Below are 21,978 nucleotides of genomic sequence, written 5' to 3'. Positions count from 1 at the left end.
CAGCCTGGCGGGTTTATGCAATCCATACAGAAGGTTATACGCATGAAATCGGTGGTCTGATCCGATTGGCGGTTCTGCCAAAGGAAAAGGCAGGCTAGGCTAGCGCAATGCCAACTGTTTTGATTCCCTCGTTCGGCCAATTCCTGCGTGCGCTCTGGCTTGCTGTGCGCCGATTTAATGACAAAAACGGCTTCGTCATGAGCAGCCACGTCGCCATGTCGTTGATGATGGCCCTTTTTCCATTCGTTCTATTCACGGTCGCGTTGGCAGGGGCCTTGTCACAGGGCTATGTGACCGATGAACTGATCGAACTGATATTTGGTGCCTGGCCCAAAGACGTGGCCGATCCCATCGTTTCAGAACTGCGTGCTGTTCTGGCCGGTGCGGGCTCGGGCGTGATCACTTTGGGTGGCTTGTTGGCGATCTACTTTGCCTCGAACGGAGTCGCCGCTGTGCGAAAGGCGATGGCGCAGGCCTATCACGACACGGACAATTGGCCGTTCTGGAAGACCCGACTGCTGTGCTTTGTGCTGGTCATAATCGGCGGTGCTGCCATTCTGGCCATCGCGGCGGTCGAAGTCGTTCTGCCGGTCTATACCCGTTTGGTTTCGGAAAAGACGGCAGTGGATGTGGACAACTGGCTGTCGGTGGATCGTCTGCGATGGACCTTTACCGTGGCTGTCCCCGCTGGCACCGTTCTTTTGGCCCATCTGATCTTGCCCACCCGACGGCACAGCCTACTACAAATCTTGCCGGGCGTAATCCTGACATTGGCTTTGTGGGCTGCAGGTGGATGGGGCTTTTCAATCTACATCGCCAAGTTTGCGACCTATAGCGCGACGTATGCCGGGCTTGCAGGGGCAATGGCAGCGCTGATTTTCCTGTACTTATGCTCGGCCATGCTGATCCTCGGGGCCGAATACAACGGTGCGCTGATCGATTTGCAAAACGAAGAGGGGCAATGATGTATCTCCGCGCTATCGTGATGACCGCGATCCTTTGGGCGACCGCGCAGCAGTCGCAGGCGCAGGACTATGTTGGATCAGACGCGTGCTCGGATTGTCATAAGGAAGAAACCGAAGCCTGGGAAGGCTCATACCATGCGCTTGCCTGGACCGAGGTGGAGGACGGCCATGTTCAGGCTGATTTCGATGGAACACGATTCTCGCATGATGGAATGAGCGTGGCCTTTGCGGATCAAGATGGAGCTCTTACGGCGCAGGTCACCGAAAAAGACGGCGTTACAACGACCTATCCGGTACATTCAGTGGTTGGTATCGCGCCGCTACAGCAATATCTTTTCGAAACCGAACCCGGCCGGTTGCAGAGTTTCGACGTTGTTTGGGACGTCGAAAAGGGCCGTTGGTTTCACCTTTATCCAGATCAGGATCTGCCTCCGAATGATGGGCTGCACTGGACCGGTCCGTACAAAAGCTGGAACGCCCGCTGTGCCGAGTGTCACGCGACCGGTTATGTGAAGAACTACGACTCTGAGGAAAGGCGCTATGCCTCGACACAGGTCGAAATTGGTGTCGGGTGCGAGGCTTGCCACGGGCCGGGTTCTGCGCATTTGGAGTGGACGACCGGAAAAGTGTTGCAAGACGGTTTGAGCGAGTTCGGATTCTCTACGACATGGGGCAGGGGGCAGACAGAAGCGGAAATTCAGCAATGCGCCGGCTGTCATTCCCGGCGCGAGGCGTTGGAAGATGGTAATCCGCTTCCCGGCAAGCCGTATCACGACGCCTATAACCTGGCGTTGCTGCGACCGGGTTTGTATCACCCAGATGGCCAGATTTTGGACGAGGTCTATGTTTATGGCTCATTCCTGCAGTCGCGCATGTATGCAGAAGGGGTGGGTTGTATGAATTGCCATGATCCGCACCGGGCTGAGGTAAAAGCCGAGGGTAATGGGTTGTGTACCCAATGCCACTCCCCCGCTGGCAACCCGGATTTCCCGACCCTTCGGAAAGCCGACTATGACACGCCCGCGCATCACCAACATGCTGAAAATTCTGCGGGTGCCCAATGCAAGAATTGCCACATGATCGAGCGTGTCTATATGGGGGTAGATGGCAGGCGCGATCACAGCTTCCGCATTCCCCGCCCTGATCTGGGGCTCGGAACTGATGCCTGCACCGATTGCCATGCGGATGAAGATCAGTCTTGGGCGGCGCAGCAGATTGAACTCTGGTTCCCGGAATCATCCTATAGAGTGGCGCATTATGGCACGACATTTGCAGCAGCAGGCAGTGGTCAATTGGACGACCCTGAAACGCTGGTCGCGATCGCTCTGGATGAAGGGCAGGCAGGTATCGTTCGCGCAACCGCTCTGTATTTGTTGCAACCTTTTGCAACGCCTGATCTTGCCGAGCGTCTAGCACCGTTGTTGGCCGATCCGGACCCACTGATACGGGCCAATGGACCGGTACTGCAGCGTCAGGTTCCTGCCCAGTTGCGCGCTTCGCGGTTAGAGCCGTTGTTATCCGACCCCATGCGCAATGTACGCATCTCGGCTGCGAAAGAGTTCTTATCGATCCCAGCGCAGGCCATGACGCAAGACCAACGCGCAAGCGCGCAGCAGGGCATGGCGGATTGGCAACGTAGCATTTCCAATCGTTTGGACTTTCCTGAGACCCATTTGGTGTTGGGTGGTTGGGCGCTTACGCTCAGAAACGCGCCGGCTGCAGAACGTGCATTCCGCGAGGTTGTAACGCTCGACCCGCAGCGCGTTGAGGCTTGGCCGATGCTGGTTCAACTTGCCCACATCAATCGCGGTGTTCAGGCTGCGTTGGCGACATTGGACGAGGCCTTGTTAGTTCTTCCCGATGATCCAAACTTAATGCAACTGGCGCAGGAACTCGGGAGATAACTGGCATGGAACTGGCAGATTTGCGCCATCTTCACGGCGCATTCTGCGGTTAGCCAACCGGTATAAGCACTCGGATTGCTACAGGTGATGTATGCCGGATCGCACCGCAACCCTCGCAAAGCCGCTGACGGCGGCCCGTAAAACGACGCTTGACCAGCGTATTGAAGAGCTGCGCGCGCGCAAGCCTGTCGATATCAATCATGGCGAAGCACTATTGCTGCAAGGCATAGCTGCAGCGTCTCTGCGGAAACAGAGTATAGCGCCGGGAAAGATCGATCTGGATTAACGCCGCTTAACCCCGGAAGCCGGTGGCGACAACAAACTTCTCGGAACTATCAGAACGTGAGGCCGGAGGCTTCACATTGGCAACCTTGTTGAATTTCTGCTTGAGCAGTTTCTGAAGGTCCCCCTCAGCCCCGCCAGCAAGCACCTTGGCAACGAAGGTGCCGCCCTCTTCCAGCACGTCGAACGCGAAATAAGCCGCCGTTTCGCACAGGGCCATGATCCGCAGGTGGTCAGTCTGTTTGTGGCCCGAGGATGCAGCCGCCATATCAGACATGACCACGTCCGCTTTGCCACCCAGCCAGTCCTTGACCTTCTGATCGGCGTCATCTTCCATGAAATCAAGGACATGCGCGGTGGCACCGGCGACGGGCTCAACCTCTTGAAGGTCAACCCCCAGAACGGTGCCGATGCGCTTGCCGCTTTTCTCGCCGAGTGCATTTACACGTTTCACGGCGACTTGCAGCCAGCCACCGGGCGCACAACCCAGATCGACCACGCGCGCGCCGGGTACGAGAAACCGGAACTTGTCGTCCAACTCAAGTATCTTGAATGCCGCGCGTCCGCGATAGCCTTCGACCTGCGCGCGTTTGACATAGGGGTCGTTCAACTGCCGTTCTAACCAGCGGGTCGAGCTGAGCTTGCGCCCGCGCGCTGTCTTGACCTTCACCTTCAGGTCGCGTTGCCCGCGACCCGAGTTGCTTTTGCCAGTTGGTGTCTTCGCCATCAGAACGGTCCGTCTTCCAATACACCGTCCGCACTCATTTGCGCATAAAGCAAACCCTCGCGCAGCCCACGGTCCGCCACAGAAAGGCGATCGGTGGGCCAGCAGCGCAACAGCGCCTGCAAGATGGCCGAGCCGGACATGATCAGGGCCTGCCGATCTTCTCCGATCCGGGGATCACGGCGGCGCCCACGAGGGCCGAGTTCTAGATAGCCTCGTATCACCTTGTCAATCTGATCGCTGGTCATCCGCAATCCGTCCACCTTCGTCCGGTCATAGCGCTTGAGGCCAAGGTGTGAGGCGGCGACAGTGGTCACCGTTCCGCTGGTGCCCACAATCTGAAACCCTTCGCGGGCCTGTTCATCCTTGTAAGGTGCGAAATCGGCCAGATTTTCTTCGAAAAACCAGCTCATTAGCGCAAAACGCGCGGCATCGTCTTCGACGTCGTTGAACTGATCACGCAATGTTGCCACGCCCAGCGGGACGCTGATCCAATCGACCACCTTGGCCGCAGGGAAAGGGCTTTCAGGCGTGTGGAACCCGTTATGCAATCTCATAATCGCGGCAGGCCGATCCCGACGAGGAACAGAGGAGATGTCGATCCAGACCAATTCGGTTGAGCCGCCGCCGATATCGACGACCAACAATTGCTCGGTCTTGGTCGACACCAGCGGTGCACAGGAAATCACAGCCAGACGTGCTTCTTCCTCGGGCTGGATGATGTCGAGCGTCAGGCCGGTTTCGCGTTTAACTTGCCGGATGAAATCGCGTGAATTCTTGGCGCGACGGCAAGCCTCGGTTGCGATCAAGCGCATGCGCTTGACCTTGTTACGCTTGAGTTTTTGCTGACAAATCCGCAACGCCTGTACGGTACGTGCCATGGACGCCCGCGACAATCGCCCGGTGCGTTCCAGACCGGCACCCAACTGCACCGATTTGGAGAAGCTGTCCACCACATGAAATCCACTGCCCTTGGGCTGGGCGATCAACATGCGGCAGCTATTTGTCCCCAAATCCAGTGCCGCATATAACGCATCTGGATCGGGTCTTGCCGGCGCGGGGCTTTCGACCGCTTTCGGGAACGCGCCCGCACCTCTGGGACGCTTGGGCGCCATCTTAAACGCCCTCCGATTTTCGAGTTACCCCGACCATAGGTCGCGCAATTGGATCACGCAAGACGCTCATTAAAGTCATTAGGATTTTGATGTTCGGTTTTGGCCACCAAGGCATTAAAAGCTGCGGTATGCAGCCGTGGGCAAAAAGGTCGCTGCAAATACGCCGTATGTCGAAAATCGACCGACTTGGACCCACATTGAAGTTTAGAACCGGTCCATCTGGTTAGGAGGAATCACGGTAATGCCTGACGTCACCATCGTATATTGGCGCGATATTCCCGCCCAAGTCATCGTCGGAAAGGGCCGTCGTGGCGCTAAGCGGCAGTTGGAAGAGCGGTTTGAACAAGCCATCGACCGGGCCGCAATGAAGGTGAACGCCAAGGATAGTGATGCCTATCTGGCCGAGTGGCGCAAAGCCGAGCCTTTCGCAGTTGAGGGCGACCCGTCCGAAATAGCCGAAGCCGAGGCCGCGCGTTTGGAAACAGAGTACGATCAGGACCGTATCAAGACCCTGATCGCCAATGACGGTTGGGCATGAGCCCCAGATCTTTATGGGAGGCCGCTATGGCTTTGCTGAACTTCAAGAAACGTGATGCGGTCGAAAACGGCCCTGTGAACCCGACCGTCGAAGCCTTTTTGCAGGGCTACTCGATCGAGGTGATGCCGCGCACTGCGGAAAAGGTCGAAGATTTCCGCGCGCTGCTGCCAGAAGGCACCCGTGTCTACATCGCCCATATCGAGGGCACGCCAATCGAAGACATGGTCAAAACCGCCAAGCGCATCGCGGCCGAAGGTTACCCTGTCATGCCGCATTTCCCGGCACGGATCATCAAGGATGCCGCGACGCTGGAAAACTGGATTTCCATGTATCAGGGTGAAGCGGGTGTCGAGCAGGCGCTTCTGCTGGCTGGTGGTGTCGCCAAACCGCATGGTGATTTCGACAGCTCGATGCAGCTGCTGGAAACCGGACTGTTCGACAGGGCGGGGTTCAAGCGACTGCACGTAGCCGGTCACCCCGAAGGTAACAAGGATATCGATCCCGACGGCTCGACCAAGAATGTCGATGACGCGCTGCGCTGGAAGCAGAAGTTTTCGGAAACCACCGACGCCGAAATGGCGCTGGCCACTCAGTTTGCGTTCGACGCCAAGCCGATCATTGCTTGGGCAGATAGCCTGAAAGAAGCGGGTATTGATCTGCCGATCCATATCGGTATCGCGGGCCCGGCGAAGCTGCAGACGCTGATCAAATTCGCTATCGCCTGCGGCGTTGGTCCATCGCTGAAAGTCCTGCAGAAGCGCGCCATGGACGTGTCCAAGCTGCTGTTGCCTTACGAGCCAACCGATGTGGTCACCGAACTGGCCAATCACAAGGCAGCCAACCCGGATTTCAATATCACCAAGGTACACTTCTTCCCGCTGGGCGGGATCAAGACCAACGCCAACTGGGCGATCAACAACGGCGGCGCTTCGGCAAAGCCGGTTAACTCCTAAGGAACGGACATGACCCGTACAGTCGTAGAATCAAAAACAAAAACTGCCGTTCTGGGCTTTGACGAACCGTTCTGCGTTATCGGTGAGCGGATCAACCCAACGGGCCGTAAGAAACTGGCTGCCGAATTGGAAGCAGGCGATTTCTCGACAGTCGAAAAGGATGCTCTGGCGCAGGTCGCTGCAGGCGCGACCGTTCTGGATATCAACGCAGGTGTCGTCTACAACTCGAACCCCAACCCGAACGAGACCGAGCCGCCGCTGATGACCAAGATCGTCGAGCTGGTGCAGGGGCTTGTTGATGTACCGCTTTGCATCGATTCCTCGGTTCCGGGCGCTTTGGAAGCCGGTCTTGAGGCGGCGGAAGGTCGTCCGCTGTTGAACTCGGTCACCGGTGAAGAAGAGCGTCTGGAACTGGTTCTGCCACTGGTCAAGAAATACAACGTACCCGTTGTGGCGATCTCGAACGATGACACCGGAATCTCGGAAGACCCTGATGTGCGTTTTGCCGTCGCCAAAACCATCGTTGAGCGTGCAGCCGATCACGGCATCCCGGCTCATGACATCGTGGTCGATCCGCTGGTCATGCCGATTGGTGCGATGGCAACAGCTGGCCAGCAGGTGTTTGCTCTGGTCCGTCGTCTGCGGGAAGAGCTGGGCGTGAACACCACATGCGGTGCGTCCAACATCTCGTTCGGCCTGCCGAACCGTCACGGTATCAACAACGCCTTCCTGCCGATGGCAATGGGTGCCGGAATGACTTCAGCGATCATGAACCCGGTGGCTCTGCCGGTTACGCAGAAGAAGATTGCTGAAAAGAAAGAGGCCGTTGCTGCCGCCGGTATCATTCTGCCCGAGGATATGGACGACGAAACCTTTGTACAGATGTTCGGTCTGGGTTCGACCCTTCCGCGTGCGGGCAAAGAGATGGAGGCCATCCGCGCCGCCAACCTGCTGACCAACAACGACGCACATGGCGGTGAGTGGATCAGGTTCAACAAACCACCCGCTGAGGCCGGAGCCGAAGGCGAGGGTGCACGCGGACGTCGTGGCGGTGGTCGTCGTCGCCGCGCTTAAGGTAAATAAAACAATGGATTGGGCCGGATTTATTGATCCGGCCTTTTCGATTCGTCAGCGTTTGTTGACCCTTGAACCCCAGTAAAGAGCAGTGCTAATCAATGCCCAGCGGCGGGTATGATGTAATGGTAGCCTGTCAGCTTCCCAAGCTGAACGCGCGGGTTCGATTCCCGCTACCCGCTCCAATCATTCTGCGCGTCGGGCCTGATAGAGGTTGATCATCGCTGGGATGAGGATCTCCGCACCAGACTTATACTGTCGGAACTCTTTTGCGACCGCTTCTTGAATAGCGTCAGTATCAGCCTCACTCCCTTCGAAATGGGCAACAACACGGCCCGCAGGACCAACACGTGTCACCAGCCTCGCCGTGCCTTCAACGCCGCCAAAACCCGTCAGGTTCACTGTGATCGCGTCGCCGGCTATTTCAGACAGCCCCGCTTGGGTCATCAGTCCTTTGACATGGTCGATGTCGTGGAACGCCAGCGGCCCGGGCGCATAGCGGTCTACGCGGGGCGGTTGACCCATTCGCCGAACGGCGGCGACATGGGGTATCTTGAACCACGGGTTGACGTCCAATGGCCCCCAGGAAGCGAACGTCATTTGCCCACCGGGTTTCAGTGCCGAGGCGATGTTTCGGAATGCTGCGATCGAGTCGCTAAAGAACATGACACCAAACCGGGAGATTGCGGCATCCATTTGTCCGGGTTCAAACGCGTAGGTTTGCGCATCCGCGTGCTGAAAAGTGATAGTCTGTATCCCGTTGCTTTCAGCACGTTTGGCTGCGCGGTCCAGAAACGGCTGCGATATATCGGCCGCCAATACGTGTCCTTCGGCCCCAACCGCGCGCGCCGCTGCGATTGCACTGACGCCTGTGCCGCATCCGATATCCAGCACTTGCATACCCGCCGACAGGGCGGCCCGGTCCAGAACGAGATCAAGAACGGGCGCGAAGGCGTGGTCAAGCTGATCCTCATAGGTCAGCCATTTGGTGCCTTGTTCCGAGTTTCCCCAGAATTCCGCCTGTTCCTCGTTCACTGATGTCATATTCGCCTCCTGTGGATGGGGCGACTATGACCTCCGGCGGCGTCGGCGGCCAGATTTTTCCTCATCCCCGCCACCGGTATTGAAGGACGGAGCGGGCAGGGTGACGACCTGGGCCAATTCAGGGAACGGATCGGTTTTGTGTGGGATCGCATTGGCGGCGACGAAATGGTCCTGAAACTTGGGCTCGATTGCCGTTTCGACCTTGGTGATCTCGCGCACCACGCGTTCGATCTCGGCCCGCGATCCGATGTTACACAGCGCGATCCGGGCACCGGTTCCAGCGGCATTACCCGCGCTGGAGACCTTCTCCAGCGGTGCATCAGGGATCATACCCAGCACCATCGCGTGTTTGGTCGAAATATGCGCGCCGAAAGCTCCGGCCAGTACCACGCGGTCCACGCGGTCGACCTCCATCTCGTCCATCAGAAGACGCGCACCGGCATAAAGCGCGGATTTAGCCAACTGGATGGCACGGATATCACCTTGAGTTACCGTGATACGCGGACCGCCCTCGGCGCTGGCGTCGTGGATCAGATAAGAGTTGGTGCGGCCTTCGGGAACGCAACGCGATGTGCCCGTCTGCGCGGCCGAGCCGATCAGCCCGCTTTCGTCCAGAAGACCTGCAATGCGCATCTCGGCCACGGCCTCGATAATGCCTGAGCCGCAGATACCGGTGATGCCCGTGGTGGCAATGTCCTGATCAAAGCCTTCGTCATTAGACCATTTCTCGGACCCGATCACGCGGAAACGCGGTTCTTTGGTGACAGGATCGATTTCGATCCGTTCAATCGCACCGGGCGCGGCTCTCTGGCCCGAGCTGATCTGGGCACCCTCAAATGCGGGGCCGGTGGGTGACGAACAGGCCAGAACGCGGTGGGTGTTGCCCAGCAAGATTTCCGCATTGGTACCCACATCCACGATCAGTACCAGATCGTCGGACTTGCCGGGTTCCTCGGATAGGGCAACGGCAGCGCAGTCCGCACCCACATGGCCCGCAATACACGGCAGGATGTAGACCTGCGCGCGCGGATTCATCGTGGTCAGGTCCATCTCATGCGCAGGCAGGGACATGCTTTCAGACGTCGCGAGCGCAAATGGCGCCTGACCCAGTTCGACTGGGTCCAGACCCAGCAAAAGATGGTGCATGACCGGATTGCAGACGAACACTGTTTCGACGATCAGAGCGGCATCGATCTCCGCTTCGTCAGCAATATAAGTGGTCAGGTCATTGATCGCTTCGCGAACGGCCCGGGTCATTTCCTTGTCGCCACCGGGATTCATCATGGCGTAAGACACGCGGCTCATCAGGTCTTCGCCGAAACGAATTTGCGGGTTCATCAGGCCGGAAGAAGCCTTGACTTCACCTGTTTCCAGATCGGTCAGGTGCGCAGCGATGGTGGTCGAGCCGAGGTCGATAGCCAGACCGTAAAGCCCATGTTCGTGCAGGCCGGGCCAAATTTCGACGATACGGGCCACGTTGTCCTTGTGGCCTTTGTGGACGGCGACCGTGACCCCCCATTTCCCTTTGCGAAGCACTGGCTGCAGCTTGGACATCAGGGACAGGTCGGCGGTTATTGCGTCGATCTTCCACTGCTCGCGCAAGGCGCGCTCTAACCGTTCCAGATCGCCTGTGGGCGAGTGCATGTCGGGTTCTTCCACCACCACGAAATACAGGCGTGTAGCAGGGTCCATGGTGATGGCGCGGGCGGCGGCGGCCTTGCGGACCACCTGACGGTGAACCTGGCTTTCAGGAGGCACGTCGATCACCACGTCACCCTGAACCGAGGCCTGACAGCCCAAACGGCGCCCGGGTTTCAAGCCTCGCTTGTCGTCATAACGCTGTTCAACCGCGTTCCATTCGCTCAGCGCGTCCTCCGAGACGGTCACGCCATGTTTGGGAAACTCGCCATAGCTGGGGGTGATCTGACATTTCGAACAAATACCGCGTCCACCGCAGACTGAATCAAGATCGACACCCAACTGGCGCGCTGCCGTCAGGATTGGCGTGCCAACAGGAAAGTGTCCGCGTTTGCCGGACGGGGTGAAAACGACAAGAGGATCGGTGGTCATGAATGGCTTGCCTTTGTATTCGCGCGTATGCCGGCGAACATATGGGTTTGAACGCAAAGGGAAAGGGCATTCAGCGGCACGTTTTGCATTGCTTGCGTCGTTTTCGGGCGTGGCAGAAGCCCGCAGGGGAAAACAACTTGGGTTCGGGGCTTTCCCTCGGGTGAAATCCATGCAATAGGGTCACCGTCAAACGGGCTTTTGCATGGGGTTATCAAATGCAGATTCGTGAGGCACTCACCTTCGACGACGTTCTTCTGGTTCCGGGCGCATCTTCTGTGCTGCCGGCAACCGCTGATACCACCACGCGCGTGACGCGTGAGATTACGATGAACATCCCGCTGCTAAGCTCGGCGATGGACACGGTGACCGAGGCGCGTATGGCTATCGCCATGGCGCAGGCTGGAGGCATCGGCGTGGTGCACAAAAACCTCTCGGTCGAGGAACAGGCCCGCGAAGTGCGTCGGGTTAAGCGGTTCGAATCCGGTATCGTCTATAACCCGGTCACGCTGCGCGCGGATCAAACATTGGCAGATGCTCAGGCTTTGGTAGAGCGCTACAACTTCACCGGCTTCCCGGTCGTTGAAGAAAGCGGTCGTGTCGTCGGCATTGTCACCAACCGAGATATGCGCTTTGCGACCTCGGATGACACGCCGATCAAAGCGATGATGACCTCTGACAATCTGGCGATGCTGCAAGAGCCCGCCGATCTGGAAGAGGCCAAAAGCCTTATGCGTGCGCGTCGGATCGAAAAGTTGCTGGTCGTCGATGGCAAGGGCAAGCTGACAGGCTTACTGACGCTGAAAGATACCGAACAGGCCGTGCTGAACCCTACGGCCTGTAAAGACCGGTTGGGCCGTCTGCGTGTGGCTGCTGCAACCTCGGTCGGAGACGCGGGGTTCGAGCGGTCAGAGCAGTTGGTCGATTCCGGGGTCGATATCATTGTTGTGGATACTGCACATGGTCATTCGCAAGGGGTTCTGGACGCGGTGAAACGTGCCAAGACGCTGTCGAACGAGGTTCAGATCATCGCCGGTAACGTCGCCACTGCCGAAGCCACCAAAGCGCTGATCGATGCAGGTGCAGACGCGATCAAAGTGGGCATCGGGCCCGGCTCGATCTGTACCACACGGATGGTCGCGGGTGTTGGCGTCCCTCAGTTGACGGCCATCATGGATTGTGCCGCTGCGGCGGGGGAAGTTCCGGTCATTGCTGATGGTGGCATCAAATTCTCGGGCGATTTCGCCAAGGCGATTGCGGCAGGGGCATCTTGCGCCATGGTGGGTTCGATGATTGCGGGCACGGATGAAAGCCCGGGCGAGGTGATCCTCTATCAAGGCCGCTCGTTCAAATCGTATCGCGGCATGGGAAGTCTGGGTGCGATGGCGCGCGGCTCGGCGGATCGCTATTTCCAGAAGGACGCCGCGAATGACAAGCTGGTGCCCGAAGGGATCGAAGGCCAGGTGCCGTACAAAGGGTCCGCAAGCGCTGTTGTGCACCAACTGGTTGGAGGTTTGCGGGCGGCGATGGGCTATACCGGTTGTGCCACCGTCGATGAGATGCGCCAGAACTGCAACTTTGTCAAAATCACTGGCGCAGGTTTGAAGGAAAGCCATGTGCATGACGTTCAGATCACACGGGAAAGCCCCAATTATCGCGTGATGTAAGTTTGTGAGACCCTTCAGGGGGGCTCTCGAAATTGATCGTGTAGACGAACGGAAAACGCGATGACACCTGCTGCTCGGGTACAGGCCTCGATCGAGATCCTCGATGACATTCTTGCCGGTGCACCGGTCGAGAAGGCGTTGACCGGCTGGGCTCGACGCAGTCGGTTCGCGGGATCTAAGGATCGCGCTGCGATCCGGGATCATGTGTTTGATGCATTGCGGTGCAAGCGATCCTTCTCGGCGCTCGGTGGGTCCGAGACGGGGCGCGGCCTGATGATCGGTGCCGCCCGATCCTTGGGCTCAGACCTAACGTCAGTATTTTCGGGCGCGCGATATGCACCTGCAGAGGTAACCGAGGCTGACCAACCCAGGTCATTTCAGAGCGACGCAGAACGTCTGGATATCCCCGAATGGTTGTGGCCCCAATTTCAGGCCGCGTTGAAGGACGAAGCTGAACTTGCCGCAGCCGCGCTACAATCGCGCGCTCCGATTCATCTGAGGGTCAACCTGCTGAAAACTGACCTGCCCACAGCCATTCAACGACTGGCTGCCGAGGAGATCACGGCGCATCCACATCCGGCCTGCGATACTGCATTGGAAGTTACCGAGGGCGCACGCAAGATATCTCAGAGCGGTCCGTATACAGATGGGCTGGTTGAGTTGCAGGATGCCGCAAGCCAGGCGGTTGTTGCCGCGCTTGATTTACAGCCAGGCATGCGTGTCCTGGACTATTGTGCGGGTGGCGGAGGCAAGTCCCTTGCTTTAGCGGCTACGGATATGGGTGTTCAGGTCATTGCCCATGATGCCAATCCCAACCGTATGCGCGACTTGCCAGCGCGCGCGGCAAGGGCGGGCGCGGATGTCAAGATCCTGACCACAGGCCAAATCACCGGTCAGGCCCCGTTCGATGTGGTTTTGACAGATGTGCCATGTTCCGGCAGCGGATCGTGGCGCCGCGCACCGGCAGGGAAATGGGCGCTTACACCGGAGCGCTTGGACGAGCTGACGCAGATTCAGGCCGCTATTCTACGAGACGTATCACCTCTCGTTGCGCCCAAAGGCGTGCTTGCCTATGCGACCTGCTCGATGCTGACGATTGAAAACGACGGCATTATTGATGGATTCTTTGCCAGCAATCCCGAATGGCAGAGCGGATACCGCAAAACGTGGCTGGTTTCACACGGGACCGATGGATTTTTTACAGCACACTTGACGCGAATATAAACTTTAAAACACAACCTTAAGAAGTTTATGTCACTGATCATTAAGCAGCAATTAACCATTGCAGGCAGATATTGATCAGAAATTGTAATAATCCGGGCTGTTTATGTCTATTCAATCTGAATTTACCCCCTCTCGATCAAGTGGATGGGGCATTGATCGTGGGCGCTATGCCTCACTGGCATTGATCGCCATTTTATTGAGCGTACTTTCCTTCTTTGACGTCTTGCCGCCACGGTTAAGTGCTGGGGTCGCAGCCGTTGGCTTGTCCTTCCTGGTAGTAGTGGTCTTTGCCTTGGCGCGCGCTTGGATATTGAATCAGATCGAAGCGCAAACATACGCTGCGATGACGGGTTTTCTAGAGCAAGAAACCGATGCCTGTGTCATTTCGGATGCGACGGGCGAGGTGCTAGTTGCGAACGCTCAGGCCAATGCGCGTCTTATTCGGAACGCGGGTACGCGACTAGATGAGTCTCTGCGTACCGTATTTGCAAACCCGTCGGCGGCGCTGTTGCGTTTGCAGTCTCATGCCCTGAAACGGGGTTTTTGGGAAGAAGATGTTGTCACGCGCGGACAAACAATACCGGTGTCTGTTTCAAAGCTGGGTGAAAATCGGTTTTGCTGGCGTTTTAGAATAGATGCACCCCAGATCTGGCGCAGCGTGCAGCGGCCGGTTCTGACGATCGGACGAAATGACGTGGTGCTAGATGCCAATGATGCGGCTATCGAGCTTTTTGGTCAAATTCCCACATGCCTCAAGCCGATGGTTCAAGCTGGCGGTGCAGTTGATGGTAGCATCATACAGATTAAAACCGGGGAAACCGAAGCACCATTCACTGTCACAACGCTAAGGCACAGCGGTATTGTGCGTGAGTTGCTTTTAACGCCGCTGCAGCACGCCGAAGGACCGCAGCACACGACATCATTTGCAGATTTGCCAGTTGCGATCATGTGCATGTCTCCCGATGGAGATGTTAGCGAAGCAAACCACCTCGCGGTTGAATTGGTCGGTGAGATCCAACCGGGGCGGACGAATATCGAAAGCATGATGCAGGGGCTCGGCTATCCGATCAGGGACTGGCTGGCGAGTGCTGCCGAACAAGGCGCAGCACCGCGGTCTGAATTCCTGCGTTTGGTGCGCAAGGACAAAGAGGTATTTGTGCAAGTTACGCTGTCACGGATTCTCAGGGATGGTCAGGTCTGTCTTATTGCGGTTCTGAACGATGCCACCGAACTGAAAACGATGGAGGCGCAGTTTGTTCAAGGCCAGAAGATGCAAGCCGTTGGGCAATTGGCTGGCGGGGTCGCACATGATTTCAATAACTTGCTGACGGCGATTTCGGGGCATTGTGATCTGTTGCTGTTGCGCCATGACCAAGATGACCCGAATTACGGCGATCTTGTACAGATCAATCAGAACGCCAACCGTGCTGCAGCGTTGGTCAGCCAGCTTCTGGCCTTTTCGCGCAAACAAACGCTCCGGCCCGAGGTGCTGGATCTGCGAGATACGATTTCAGACCTTATCCATTTGCTAAACCGTCTTGTGGGCGAGAAGGTCCGCCTGACGCTCAGTCATGACCCGGTGCTCAAATCCGTCTGCGCGGACAAGCGCCAGTTAGAGCAGGTCTTGATGAACCTGGTCGTCAATGCGCGTGATGCGATGCCTGAGGGTGGGGAGATTCGGATCGAGACCGAAGTAGTGACATTGGATCAATCGATCACGCGCGATCGGGCTACGGTACAGCCGGGGGAATATGTTACGGTCAAAGTCATCGATAGCGGCATCGGGATTCCTGCAGACAAACTGCAAAAGGTGTTTGAGCCATTTTATACGACCAAACGCACAGGCGAAGGGACGGGGCTGGGGCTATCGACTGTTTACGGGATCGTAAAACAGACTGGTGGTTTCATATTTGTCGACAGTGTGCAGGACCGGGGAACGGAATTCACCGTGCTCTTGCCTGTGAGTTCCCGGGTCCAAGAATCGGAGCCTGAGGTACCCGATACGTCAGAGGTGCAAAGTTCCCGATTGGGTGAAGGCGTGGTTTTGTTGGTCGAAGACGAAGCCCCGGTGCGCGCCTTCGCGACGCGGGCGCTTCGCTTGAAAGGCTACACTGTGCTTGAAGCTGAATCAGCCGAAGATGCGCTGCAATTGTTGGACGACCCCAATTTGCTGGTGGATGTTTTTGTCACCGATGTCGTCATGCCCGGAATGGACGGCCCGACCTGGGTGCGCGAGGCCATGAAAACACGGCCTGAAGTGCGGGTGGTCTTCATGTCAGGCTATACTGAGGGGGCGTTCGGCGAATCTGGTCCTCAGATCGAAAATTCCACCTTCCTGCCCAAGCCGTTTTCGTTGACCCAGCTGACCGAAGCGGTGTTTCAGCAAATGAACTGAAAACCTTATTCGGCAGCACGATACAATGCGTATTCTGCGGCGTGCAATGATTGGAACCGGAGTTCAGTTTGTTTTGAGAAGTCCATTGGGCAAGCGGGCGAGACGTTCTCACGCGGTAGATCGATTTTACATTCCAGCCGATTCTGAAGGAAATCCAGTATCTTTTGCTGGCTGTCATATTTGAAGATATGCGCAACACCTTTACCGTTACTGCGGGGTTGCAAAAAATCGGTTTGGCATCCCACATCTGCGTAGGCCGGGCGGGGGTTTTGCATATAGGCGTCAAGGAATGCCTCGAAGCTTAAACCATTTGTGGAATGCGGATGACCTGCCAATTCGGCGCGCGTTCGATATCGATACCAACTTCCCAACCAATCGACAGGTTCGCGCACAATGGCCATGACGTCCATTTCTGCATCAAACATCTTGCGAAACATGGTCTGGAAGAAGCGATCATAGCGACGCATGTTCGCATGTTTCAGGTCTGTTGGTCCGGACACGACGATATCGGCCCGATCGCGCAAAGCTGATTGATACGCGGTGGAGCCGGTCTTTGGAACAGACAGAAGCGCAAGCCGCTTTTCATAGAAAACAAGCATTTATCTTTTCTCTTCAATGCCTTTCATGTCTCAGATTGTCGTAAACGACTCTTTAACACAATTGCTGAAGAGTAGTTTTCATAAGTTTTAGTTGAAATGTTCTCTTTTTGGTCCCATAAGGAACAAGAGGCGAACAAAGCAGCGATTGCCGCCCGATCAAGGGTGTGACAAAAGAGAAGGCGACAGGACAATGGCGGATCTTCTGACGATGAGCGACAAGAAAAACGCAGACAAGCAAAAGGCGCTCGACAGCGCATTGGCCCAGATCGAACGGCAGTTCGGCAAAGGCTCGATCATGAAGTTGGGCGAAGATTCCAAGCAGGATATCGATGCGAGCTCGACCGGGTCGCTGGGCTTGGATATCGCGCTGGGGATCGGCGGCCTGCCGATGGGGCGGATCGTCGAGATTTATGGCCCGGAAAGCTCGGGTAAGACCACGCTGACGCTGCACTGCATCGCTGAACAGCAAAAACGCGGCGGAGTCTGCGCGTTCGTCGACGCAGAACATGCGCTGGACCCTCAATATGCGCGCAAGCTGGGTGTGGATCTGGATGAATTGCTGATCTCTCAGCCCGACACTGGCGAGCAGGCACTTGAGATCACCGACACCTTGGTGCGGTCGGGAGCCGTGAACATGGTCGTGGTCGACTCGGTTGCGGCGCTGACGCCGAAATCCGAGTTGGAAGGCGACATGGGTGACAGCAGCGTGGGTGTTCAGGCCCGGCTGATGAGCCAGGCGATGCGCAAGCTGACCGGCTCGATCAATCGCTCGAACTGCATGGTGATCTTCATAAACCAGATCAGGATGAAGATCGGTGTGATGTTTGGCAGCCCGGAAACCACTACCGGTGGTAATGCGTTGAAATTCTACAGCTCGGTCCGCTTGGATATTCGCCGTATCGGTGCGATCAAGGATCGGGACGAAGTTGTGGGCAACCAGACCCGCGTCAAGGTCGTCAAGAACAAGGTGGCACCGCCGTTCAAGCAGGTGGAATTCGACATCATGTATGGCGAAGGCATCAGCAAAATGGGTGAGCTTCTGGATCTGGGCGTCAAGGCCGGTGTGGTCGAAAAGTCGGGTTCGTGGTTCAGCTACGGTGATGAGAGGATCGGGCAGGGCCGTGAGAATGCCAAGCAATATCTGCGTGACAATTCCCGTGCGGCGCTCGAGATCGAAGACAAAATACGTGCCGCGCATGGGTTAGACTTTGAAATGCCACCCGAGGCGGAAGAGGATGACATCCTCGAAGCTTAAAGCGTGCCTGAGGGGGAACCGAAGAAATCCCCCGGCACCCCGGCAGTGCTAAAATATCTGGAACAGGGTGGCTCCTCGGGGCCGCCTTGTTTCGTTTCGGATGGGCCAATGCTGTGGACACTCTCGGGGGGTGGGGCTAAACCTTTGCTGACCATAACGACTGCGCGCCGAGAGAGCCTTATGCCAACGCTGAACGACATTCGATCTACCTTCCTGAACTACTTTGCCAAGCAGGGGCACGAAGTGGTTGCGTCCAGCCCGCTGGTTCCGCGCAATGATCCGACACTGATGTTCGTCAACTCGGGTATGGTTCAGTTCAAGAATCTGTTTACTGGCGTCGAAACCCGCGACTACAGCCGTGCTACCACTGCACAGAAATGCGTGCGTGCAGGCGGCAAACACAACGATCTGGACAATGTGGGCTATACCGCTCGCCACCATACGTTCTTTGAAATGCTGGGGAATTTCTCATTCGGGGATTACTTTAAGCATGAGGCGATACCGTTCGCTTGGGAACTGATCACCAAAGAGTTTGGTATCGATAAGAACCGTCTGTTGGCCACTGTCTATCACACCGATGATGAGGCATTTGAAATCTGGAAAAAGGTTGGTGTCCCTGAAGACCGGATCATCCGCATCGCTACCAATGACAATTTCTGGCAAATGGGCCCTACCGGCCCCTGCGGCCCGTGCACCGAGATTTTCTATGACCACGGTGATCACATCTGGGGTGGGCCTCCGGGTTCGGCTGAGGAAGATGGTGATCGGTTCATCGAAATCTGGAACATCGTTTTCATGCAGAACGAACAGTTCGAAGACGGCTCGATGGTCGAACTAGACATGCAGTCGATCGACACCGGCATGGGATTGGAACGCATTGGAGCGTTGCTGCAAGGCAGCCACGACAATTATGACACCGATCTGTTCAAAACGCTGATCGAAGCCTCCGCGGATGCGACCGGTGTTGATCCTTATGGGGATCAAAACGTGCATCATCGCGTGATTGCGGACCACTTGCGTTCAACTTCGTTCCTGATCGCGGATGGTGTGATGCCGTCAAATGATGGGCGAGGGTATGTTCTGCGCCGTATCATGCGCCGCGCGATGCGCCATGCGCATCTGTTGGGGGCCAAAGATCCGGTGATGCACCGCCTGGTACCCACGCTGGTGCAATTGATGGGTGCGCAATATTCAGAGCTTGGTCAGGCGCAGCCACTGATCGAAGAGACACTGCTGCTTGAGGAAACTCGGTTCAAGCAAACTTTGGATCGCGGTTTGAAGCTGTTGGATGAGGAAGTCTCGGGCCTACCTGAAGGCGATCCACTACCCGGAGACGCGGCGTTCAAACTGTATGATACCTATGGTTTCCCGCTTGATCTGACGCAGGATGCGCTGCGCGAGAAAGGTCGAACCGTCGACACCGATGGATTTGACGTGGCCATGGCCGAACAAAAAGCCAAGGCTCGCGCGGCGTGGGCCGGGTCTGGCGAATCTGCCGATCAGGTGGTTTGGTTCGATGTGCTGGATGCGGCCGGTGCGACCGATTTCCTTGGCTACGATACTGAAAAGGCCGAAGGGCAGGTCGCTGCGTTGGTGGTCGATGGTGTATTGGTCGACAAGATCGAGAAGGGTGGTACCGGCTGGGTCGTAGTCAACCAGACACCGTTCTATGGCGAGGCCGGCGGCCAGGTCGGCGACACCGGTGAAATTCGCAGGCTGGATGAGCGCGACGATATCGCCCGCGTTGAAGACACCAAAAAGTTTGCTGATGGCAAAGTCTATGCTCACAAGGTCGCGATTGATCATGGGGCGATCTCAAAAGGTGACGCAGTTGAGATGGAAGTCGATCACGCGCGCCGCACGGCCATTCGTGCCAACCACTCCGCGACGCACCTTCTGCATGAAGCTCTGCGCGAGACATTGGGTGACCACGTGGCGCAGCGCGGGTCGCTCAACGCATCAGATCGTTTGCGGTTCGATTTCAGCCATTCCAAGGCTCTGACACTGGAAGAAGTGCAGAAAGTTGAGCGAGAGGTGAACGCATTCATCCGGCAAAACTCAACCGTGGAAACCAGGATTATGACACCTGATGACGCCCGTGAACTGGGTGCTCAAGCTCTGTTCGGTGAGAAATACGGGGATGAGGTTCGCGTGGTTTCGATGGGCAAAGCACCCACCGGCAAAGGCCAGGATGGTGAGACATGGTCGATTGAACTGTGTGGCGGCACCCATGTGCGCCAGACCGGTGATATCGGAACCTTCGTCGTACTGGGCGACAGTGCCAGCAGCGCGGGCGTGCGGCGGATCGAGGCTTTGACCGGTGATGACGCATTTAAGTATCTGTCGAAACAGGATCATCGCCTTTCAGCGATTGCGCTTGAGTTGAAAGCCCAGCCGGATGACGTTGTGGCGCGTGTGAAGACTCTGTTGGACGAGCGTAAATCGCTGCAGAACGAAGTTGCGCAGTTGCGCCGCGATCTGGCGATGGCCGGAGGTGCGGGACAGGGCAGTGGCGCTGAAGCGCGCGATGTGAACGGTGTGGCGTTCTTTGCGCAGTCGCTCGCGGGTGTTTCCGGAAAGGACCTGCCTGCGTTGATTGATGAGCACAAAAGCCGTCTGGGTACGGGCGCAGTATTATTGATTGCTGATACCGGCGGCAAAGCGGCTGTCGCAGCGGGTGTCACTTCGGACCTGACAGACACGGTATCTGCGGTGGATCTGGTCCGCGCGGCGGTGACTGAACTTGGCGGCAAGGGCGGTGGTGGACGGCCTGATATGGCACAGGGTGGGGGCAAGGATGCCTCGAATGCAGAGGCTGCAATCAAGGCCGCTGAACAGGTTTTGGGAGGATAAGATGCCAGCACTTTGGATCGCACACGTCACTGTGACAGACGCCGATGCTTATGGAAAATACGCCGAGCTTGCAGGGCCGGCAATTGCGGCGCATGGGGGTGAATTCATCGCCCGCGCGGCACGTTACGTGCAGTTAGAGGGCAAAGAGCGACCACGCAATGTGGTCGCCCGCTTCCCAACCGTCGAGGCTGCGGTAGAGTGCTACAATTCTCCTGCATATCAGCAGGCATTGGATCATGCCCGTGGCGCCAGCGAGCGAGAGCTGGTGGTCGTTGAAATTACCTACTGAGAATCAGGCTAAATCTACCTTCGCATGAAATTTGCAAATTCTGCCCGGCCCCGAGCCGTGCGACCTGCCATGCATTTTAGCGTGGGCGGCTCTTCACGATCGCTCTGAATTTATACACATTATTACAATGGGTTGTGCGTACTTCCTGTTGATTTTGAACATATTTCTCTGTCCGATTGTGGCACTTCGCGCCACTTTCTTGCGCGGAAATGGTCACGAAATGTGACGAATTTCCGCCGTTTTTTCCGCTCAATCTCGGATTTGATTGCGTGACAACCACGGTTTGCGGATATGGTCCGGTATACAGATGGGTTCTGATCCACGCAGTTTGCAGGGATTAATAGGACTCGAGGGACAGCATGAAATTCTTTGGTACGACCATAGATGCCCACTTAAAGAGCGCTGCCAAGCTTGGCGGGCTGTTTGGTTTGGCTATCCTGATTAACGGTTCGCTGTTGTTTGGGACTGAAGCATCGGCGAAAGATGCCGCGTTTATCCCGAGTATCGCTGCCTCGCCACCACCCTCCGGTGCGCGTCAGCTTTGCGGTAAGTATTCCTGGGCATGTGCGCAAAAAGGTATCGGTTCCTTATCTACCAGCCAAGAATTGAAGCTTGTCAAAGAGATCAACCGCCGCGTTAATCGATCCACGCGAGAGGTCACGGATCAGTCGCAATACAAAACCAGTGAACTTTGGGCGCTTCCAACGTCGCGCGGTGGTGACTGCGAAGATTTTGCGCTTCTAAAGAAAAGAGATTTGATCCAGGCTGGTTTCGACCCTCGTAAGCTACTGCTCGCGACAGTGTTGGATACGCGCAGAAACTCTCATGCTGTTTTGGTCTATCGGTCAAGCGACGGCGATCTGGTTCTGGATAATTTGACCAATCAGATCAAGCCTTGGAAGGCGACGCGCTATCTGTTCCTGAGGATGCAAGATCCTAAACAGCCACGAAATTGGGTCGGAGTTTACGGAAAGAGCTAGAAATCCGAGAAACAAAAAAGGGCGCCTGTAATGAGCAGCGCCCTTTTTCA

18 protein-coding genes and 1 tRNA gene are annotated in these 21,978 nt (G+C 56.7%); 14 read left to right on the top strand and 5 right to left on the bottom strand.

Features of this window, described 5'->3' with window-relative positions; genetic code table 11:
- The first annotated feature begins 107 nt into the window (after window positions 1-107).
- The 3 genes from ACR0KC_RS02885 to ACR0KC_RS02875 all read left to right on the top strand — a co-directional run bounded on the left by ACR0KC_RS02885 (window position 108) and on the right by ACR0KC_RS02875 (window position 3,155).
- Complete coding sequence (locus ACR0KC_RS02885) at window positions 108-965, top strand: YihY/virulence factor BrkB family protein (protein WP_170393012.1); 858 nt, start codon at window positions 108-110, stop codon at window positions 963-965.
- Window positions 965-2,869 (top strand): cytochrome c3 family protein, encoded by a 1,905-nt coding sequence (locus tag ACR0KC_RS02880; RefSeq protein ID WP_480705728.1) that lies wholly within the window; start codon window positions 965-967, stop codon window positions 2,867-2,869. Before ACR0KC_RS02885 ends, ACR0KC_RS02880 begins: the two co-directional genes overlap by 1 nt.
- Window positions 2,870-2,960: 91 nt before the next feature.
- Window positions 2,961-3,155: a hypothetical protein gene (locus tag ACR0KC_RS02875; RefSeq protein ID WP_170393013.1), complete on the top strand. Its 195-nt coding sequence runs from the start codon at window positions 2,961-2,963 to the stop codon at window positions 3,153-3,155.
- Between the two features lie 6 nt (window positions 3,156-3,161).
- Here ACR0KC_RS02875 and ACR0KC_RS02870 read toward each other — a convergent pair whose 3' ends face one another.
- Together ACR0KC_RS02870 and ACR0KC_RS02865 are read right to left on the bottom strand one after the other, a co-directional pair.
- Window positions 3,162-3,878 (bottom strand): RlmE family RNA methyltransferase, encoded by a 717-nt coding sequence (locus ACR0KC_RS02870; RefSeq protein ID WP_170393014.1) that lies wholly within the window; start codon window positions 3,876-3,878, stop codon window positions 3,162-3,164.
- A complete protein-coding gene (locus tag ACR0KC_RS02865; protein WP_170393015.1) occupies window positions 3,878-4,990 on the bottom strand; it encodes a Ppx/GppA phosphatase family protein in 1,113 nt (370 codons plus the stop codon). Before ACR0KC_RS02865 ends, ACR0KC_RS02870 begins: the two co-directional genes overlap by 1 nt.
- A gap of 241 nt (window positions 4,991-5,231) precedes the next feature.
- Here ACR0KC_RS02865 and ACR0KC_RS02860 point away from each other — a divergent pair, with 241 nt between their 5' ends.
- The 4 genes from ACR0KC_RS02860 (at window position 5,232) to ACR0KC_RS02845 (ending at window position 7,740) form a co-directional block, all read left to right on the top strand.
- Complete coding sequence (locus ACR0KC_RS02860) at window positions 5,232-5,528, top strand: virulence factor (protein ID WP_170393016.1); 297 nt, start codon at window positions 5,232-5,234, stop codon at window positions 5,526-5,528.
- 26 nt (window positions 5,529-5,554) lie between these two features.
- Window positions 5,555-6,481, top strand: coding sequence for a methylenetetrahydrofolate reductase (locus ACR0KC_RS02855; protein ID WP_170596104.1), 927 nt, complete (start codon window positions 5,555-5,557; stop codon window positions 6,479-6,481).
- 9 nt (window positions 6,482-6,490) lie between these two features.
- A complete protein-coding gene (locus ACR0KC_RS02850) occupies window positions 6,491-7,555 on the top strand; it encodes a methyltetrahydrofolate cobalamin methyltransferase (RefSeq protein ID WP_170393018.1) in 1,065 nt (354 codons plus the stop codon).
- Window positions 7,556-7,666: 111 nt separating this feature from the next.
- Window positions 7,667-7,740: transfer RNA gene (locus ACR0KC_RS02845), tRNA-Gly, on the top strand.
- Between the two features lies 1 nt (window position 7,741).
- On the opposite strand, the gene ACR0KC_RS02840 is transcribed toward ACR0KC_RS02845, so the two are convergent.
- A complete protein-coding gene (locus ACR0KC_RS02840) occupies window positions 7,742-8,599 on the bottom strand; it encodes a class I SAM-dependent methyltransferase (protein ID WP_480771456.1) in 858 nt (285 codons plus the stop codon).
- 24 nt (window positions 8,600-8,623) lie between these two features.
- Window positions 8,624-10,669, bottom strand: coding sequence for an ASKHA domain-containing protein (locus tag ACR0KC_RS02835; protein WP_480771455.1), 2,046 nt, complete (start codon window positions 10,667-10,669; stop codon window positions 8,624-8,626).
- Window positions 10,670-10,884: 215 nt separating this feature from the next.
- Here ACR0KC_RS02835 and guaB point away from each other — a divergent pair, with 215 nt between their 5' ends.
- From guaB to ACR0KC_RS02820, 3 genes are all read left to right on the top strand, one after another.
- Entirely contained in the window at window positions 10,885-12,333 is a 1,449-nt protein-coding gene (guaB, locus tag ACR0KC_RS02830; RefSeq protein WP_480704881.1) for an IMP dehydrogenase, read from the top strand.
- A 60-nt stretch (window positions 12,334-12,393) separates the two neighbouring features.
- Complete coding sequence (locus tag ACR0KC_RS02825; RefSeq protein WP_480771454.1) at window positions 12,394-13,557, top strand: RsmB/NOP family class I SAM-dependent RNA methyltransferase; 1,164 nt, start codon at window positions 12,394-12,396, stop codon at window positions 13,555-13,557.
- Window positions 13,558-13,660: 103 nt separating this feature from the next.
- Window positions 13,661-15,952 (top strand): ATP-binding protein, encoded by a 2,292-nt coding sequence (locus ACR0KC_RS02820; protein WP_480771453.1) that lies wholly within the window; start codon window positions 13,661-13,663, stop codon window positions 15,950-15,952.
- A gap of 5 nt (window positions 15,953-15,957) precedes the next feature.
- Here ACR0KC_RS02820 and ACR0KC_RS02815 read toward each other — a convergent pair whose 3' ends face one another.
- The gene (locus ACR0KC_RS02815; RefSeq protein WP_480704877.1) at window positions 15,958-16,551 is read right to left on the bottom strand and encodes a gamma-glutamyl kinase; all 594 of its coding nucleotides are present in this window, start codon (window positions 16,549-16,551) and stop codon (window positions 15,958-15,960) included.
- A gap of 190 nt (window positions 16,552-16,741) precedes the next feature.
- Here ACR0KC_RS02815 and recA point away from each other — a divergent pair, with 190 nt between their 5' ends.
- The 4 genes from recA (at window position 16,742) to ACR0KC_RS02795 (ending at window position 21,928) form a co-directional block, all read left to right on the top strand.
- Window positions 16,742-17,806 (top strand): recombinase RecA, encoded by a 1,065-nt coding sequence (gene recA / locus ACR0KC_RS02810; protein WP_170393025.1) that lies wholly within the window; start codon window positions 16,742-16,744, stop codon window positions 17,804-17,806.
- 180 nt (window positions 17,807-17,986) lie between these two features.
- Window positions 17,987-20,659 (top strand): alanine--tRNA ligase, encoded by a 2,673-nt coding sequence (alaS, locus tag ACR0KC_RS02805; protein WP_480705726.1) that lies wholly within the window; start codon window positions 17,987-17,989, stop codon window positions 20,657-20,659.
- 1 nt (window position 20,660) lies between these two features.
- Window positions 20,661-20,948 carry a DUF1330 domain-containing protein gene (locus tag ACR0KC_RS02800; protein WP_480704875.1) on the top strand — a complete coding sequence of 96 codons (288 nt, stop codon included), beginning with the start codon at window positions 20,661-20,663 and terminating at the stop codon, window positions 20,946-20,948.
- Between the two features lie 359 nt (window positions 20,949-21,307).
- On the top strand, window positions 21,308-21,928 hold the full coding sequence (locus ACR0KC_RS02795; protein WP_480704873.1) for a transglutaminase-like cysteine peptidase: 621 nt from the start codon (window positions 21,308-21,310) through the stop codon (window positions 21,926-21,928).
- The last annotated feature ends 50 nt before the right edge of the window (window positions 21,929-21,978 follow it).

The organism is Ruegeria sp. CF3, assembly GCF_056537365.1.
The sequence above is the reverse complement of the archived record's forward strand: the minus strand, read 5'-3'. Positions and strand labels throughout refer to the sequence as shown.

What these genes read in the sequence shown, in the direction of transcription:
- ACR0KC_RS02885 (WP_170393012.1), top strand. Translation starts at nt 108, where the DNA reads ATGCCAACTGTTTTGATTCCCTCGTTCGGCCAATTCCTGCGTGCGCTC.
- ACR0KC_RS02800 (WP_480704875.1), top strand. Translation starts at nt 20,661, where the DNA reads ATGCCAGCACTTTGGATCGCACACGTCACTGTGACAGACGCCGATGCT.
- ACR0KC_RS02875 (WP_170393013.1), top strand. Translation starts at nt 2,961, where the DNA reads ATGCCGGATCGCACCGCAACCCTCGCAAAGCCGCTGACGGCGGCCCGT.
- ACR0KC_RS02860 (WP_170393016.1), top strand. Translation starts at nt 5,232, where the DNA reads ATGCCTGACGTCACCATCGTATATTGGCGCGATATTCCCGCCCAAGTC.
- ACR0KC_RS02865 (WP_170393015.1), bottom strand. Translation starts at nt 4,990, where the DNA reads ATGGCGCCCAAGCGTCCCAGAGGTGCGGGCGCGTTCCCGAAAGCGGTC.
- ACR0KC_RS02855 (WP_170596104.1), top strand. Translation starts at nt 5,555, where the DNA reads ATGGCTTTGCTGAACTTCAAGAAACGTGATGCGGTCGAAAACGGCCCT.
- ACR0KC_RS02820 (WP_480771453.1), top strand. Translation starts at nt 13,661, where the DNA reads ATGTCTATTCAATCTGAATTTACCCCCTCTCGATCAAGTGGATGGGGC.
- ACR0KC_RS02815 (WP_480704877.1), bottom strand. Translation starts at nt 16,551, where the DNA reads ATGCTTGTTTTCTATGAAAAGCGGCTTGCGCTTCTGTCTGTTCCAAAG.
- ACR0KC_RS02835 (WP_480771455.1), bottom strand. Translation starts at nt 10,669, where the DNA reads ATGACCACCGATCCTCTTGTCGTTTTCACCCCGTCCGGCAAACGCGGA.
- ACR0KC_RS02850 (WP_170393018.1), top strand. Translation starts at nt 6,491, where the DNA reads ATGACCCGTACAGTCGTAGAATCAAAAACAAAAACTGCCGTTCTGGGC.
- guaB (WP_480704881.1), top strand. Translation starts at nt 10,885, where the DNA reads ATGCAGATTCGTGAGGCACTCACCTTCGACGACGTTCTTCTGGTTCCG.
- ACR0KC_RS02795 (WP_480704873.1), top strand. Translation starts at nt 21,308, where the DNA reads ATGAAATTCTTTGGTACGACCATAGATGCCCACTTAAAGAGCGCTGCC.
- alaS (WP_480705726.1), top strand. Translation starts at nt 17,987, where the DNA reads ATGCCAACGCTGAACGACATTCGATCTACCTTCCTGAACTACTTTGCC.
- ACR0KC_RS02840 (WP_480771456.1), bottom strand. Translation starts at nt 8,599, where the DNA reads ATGACATCAGTGAACGAGGAACAGGCGGAATTCTGGGGAAACTCGGAA.
- recA (WP_170393025.1), top strand. Translation starts at nt 16,742, where the DNA reads ATGGCGGATCTTCTGACGATGAGCGACAAGAAAAACGCAGACAAGCAA.
- ACR0KC_RS02880 (WP_480705728.1), top strand. Translation starts at nt 965, where the DNA reads ATGTATCTCCGCGCTATCGTGATGACCGCGATCCTTTGGGCGACCGCG.
- ACR0KC_RS02870 (WP_170393014.1), bottom strand. Translation starts at nt 3,878, where the DNA reads ATGGCGAAGACACCAACTGGCAAAAGCAACTCGGGTCGCGGGCAACGC.
- ACR0KC_RS02825 (WP_480771454.1), top strand. Translation starts at nt 12,394, where the DNA reads ATGACACCTGCTGCTCGGGTACAGGCCTCGATCGAGATCCTCGATGAC.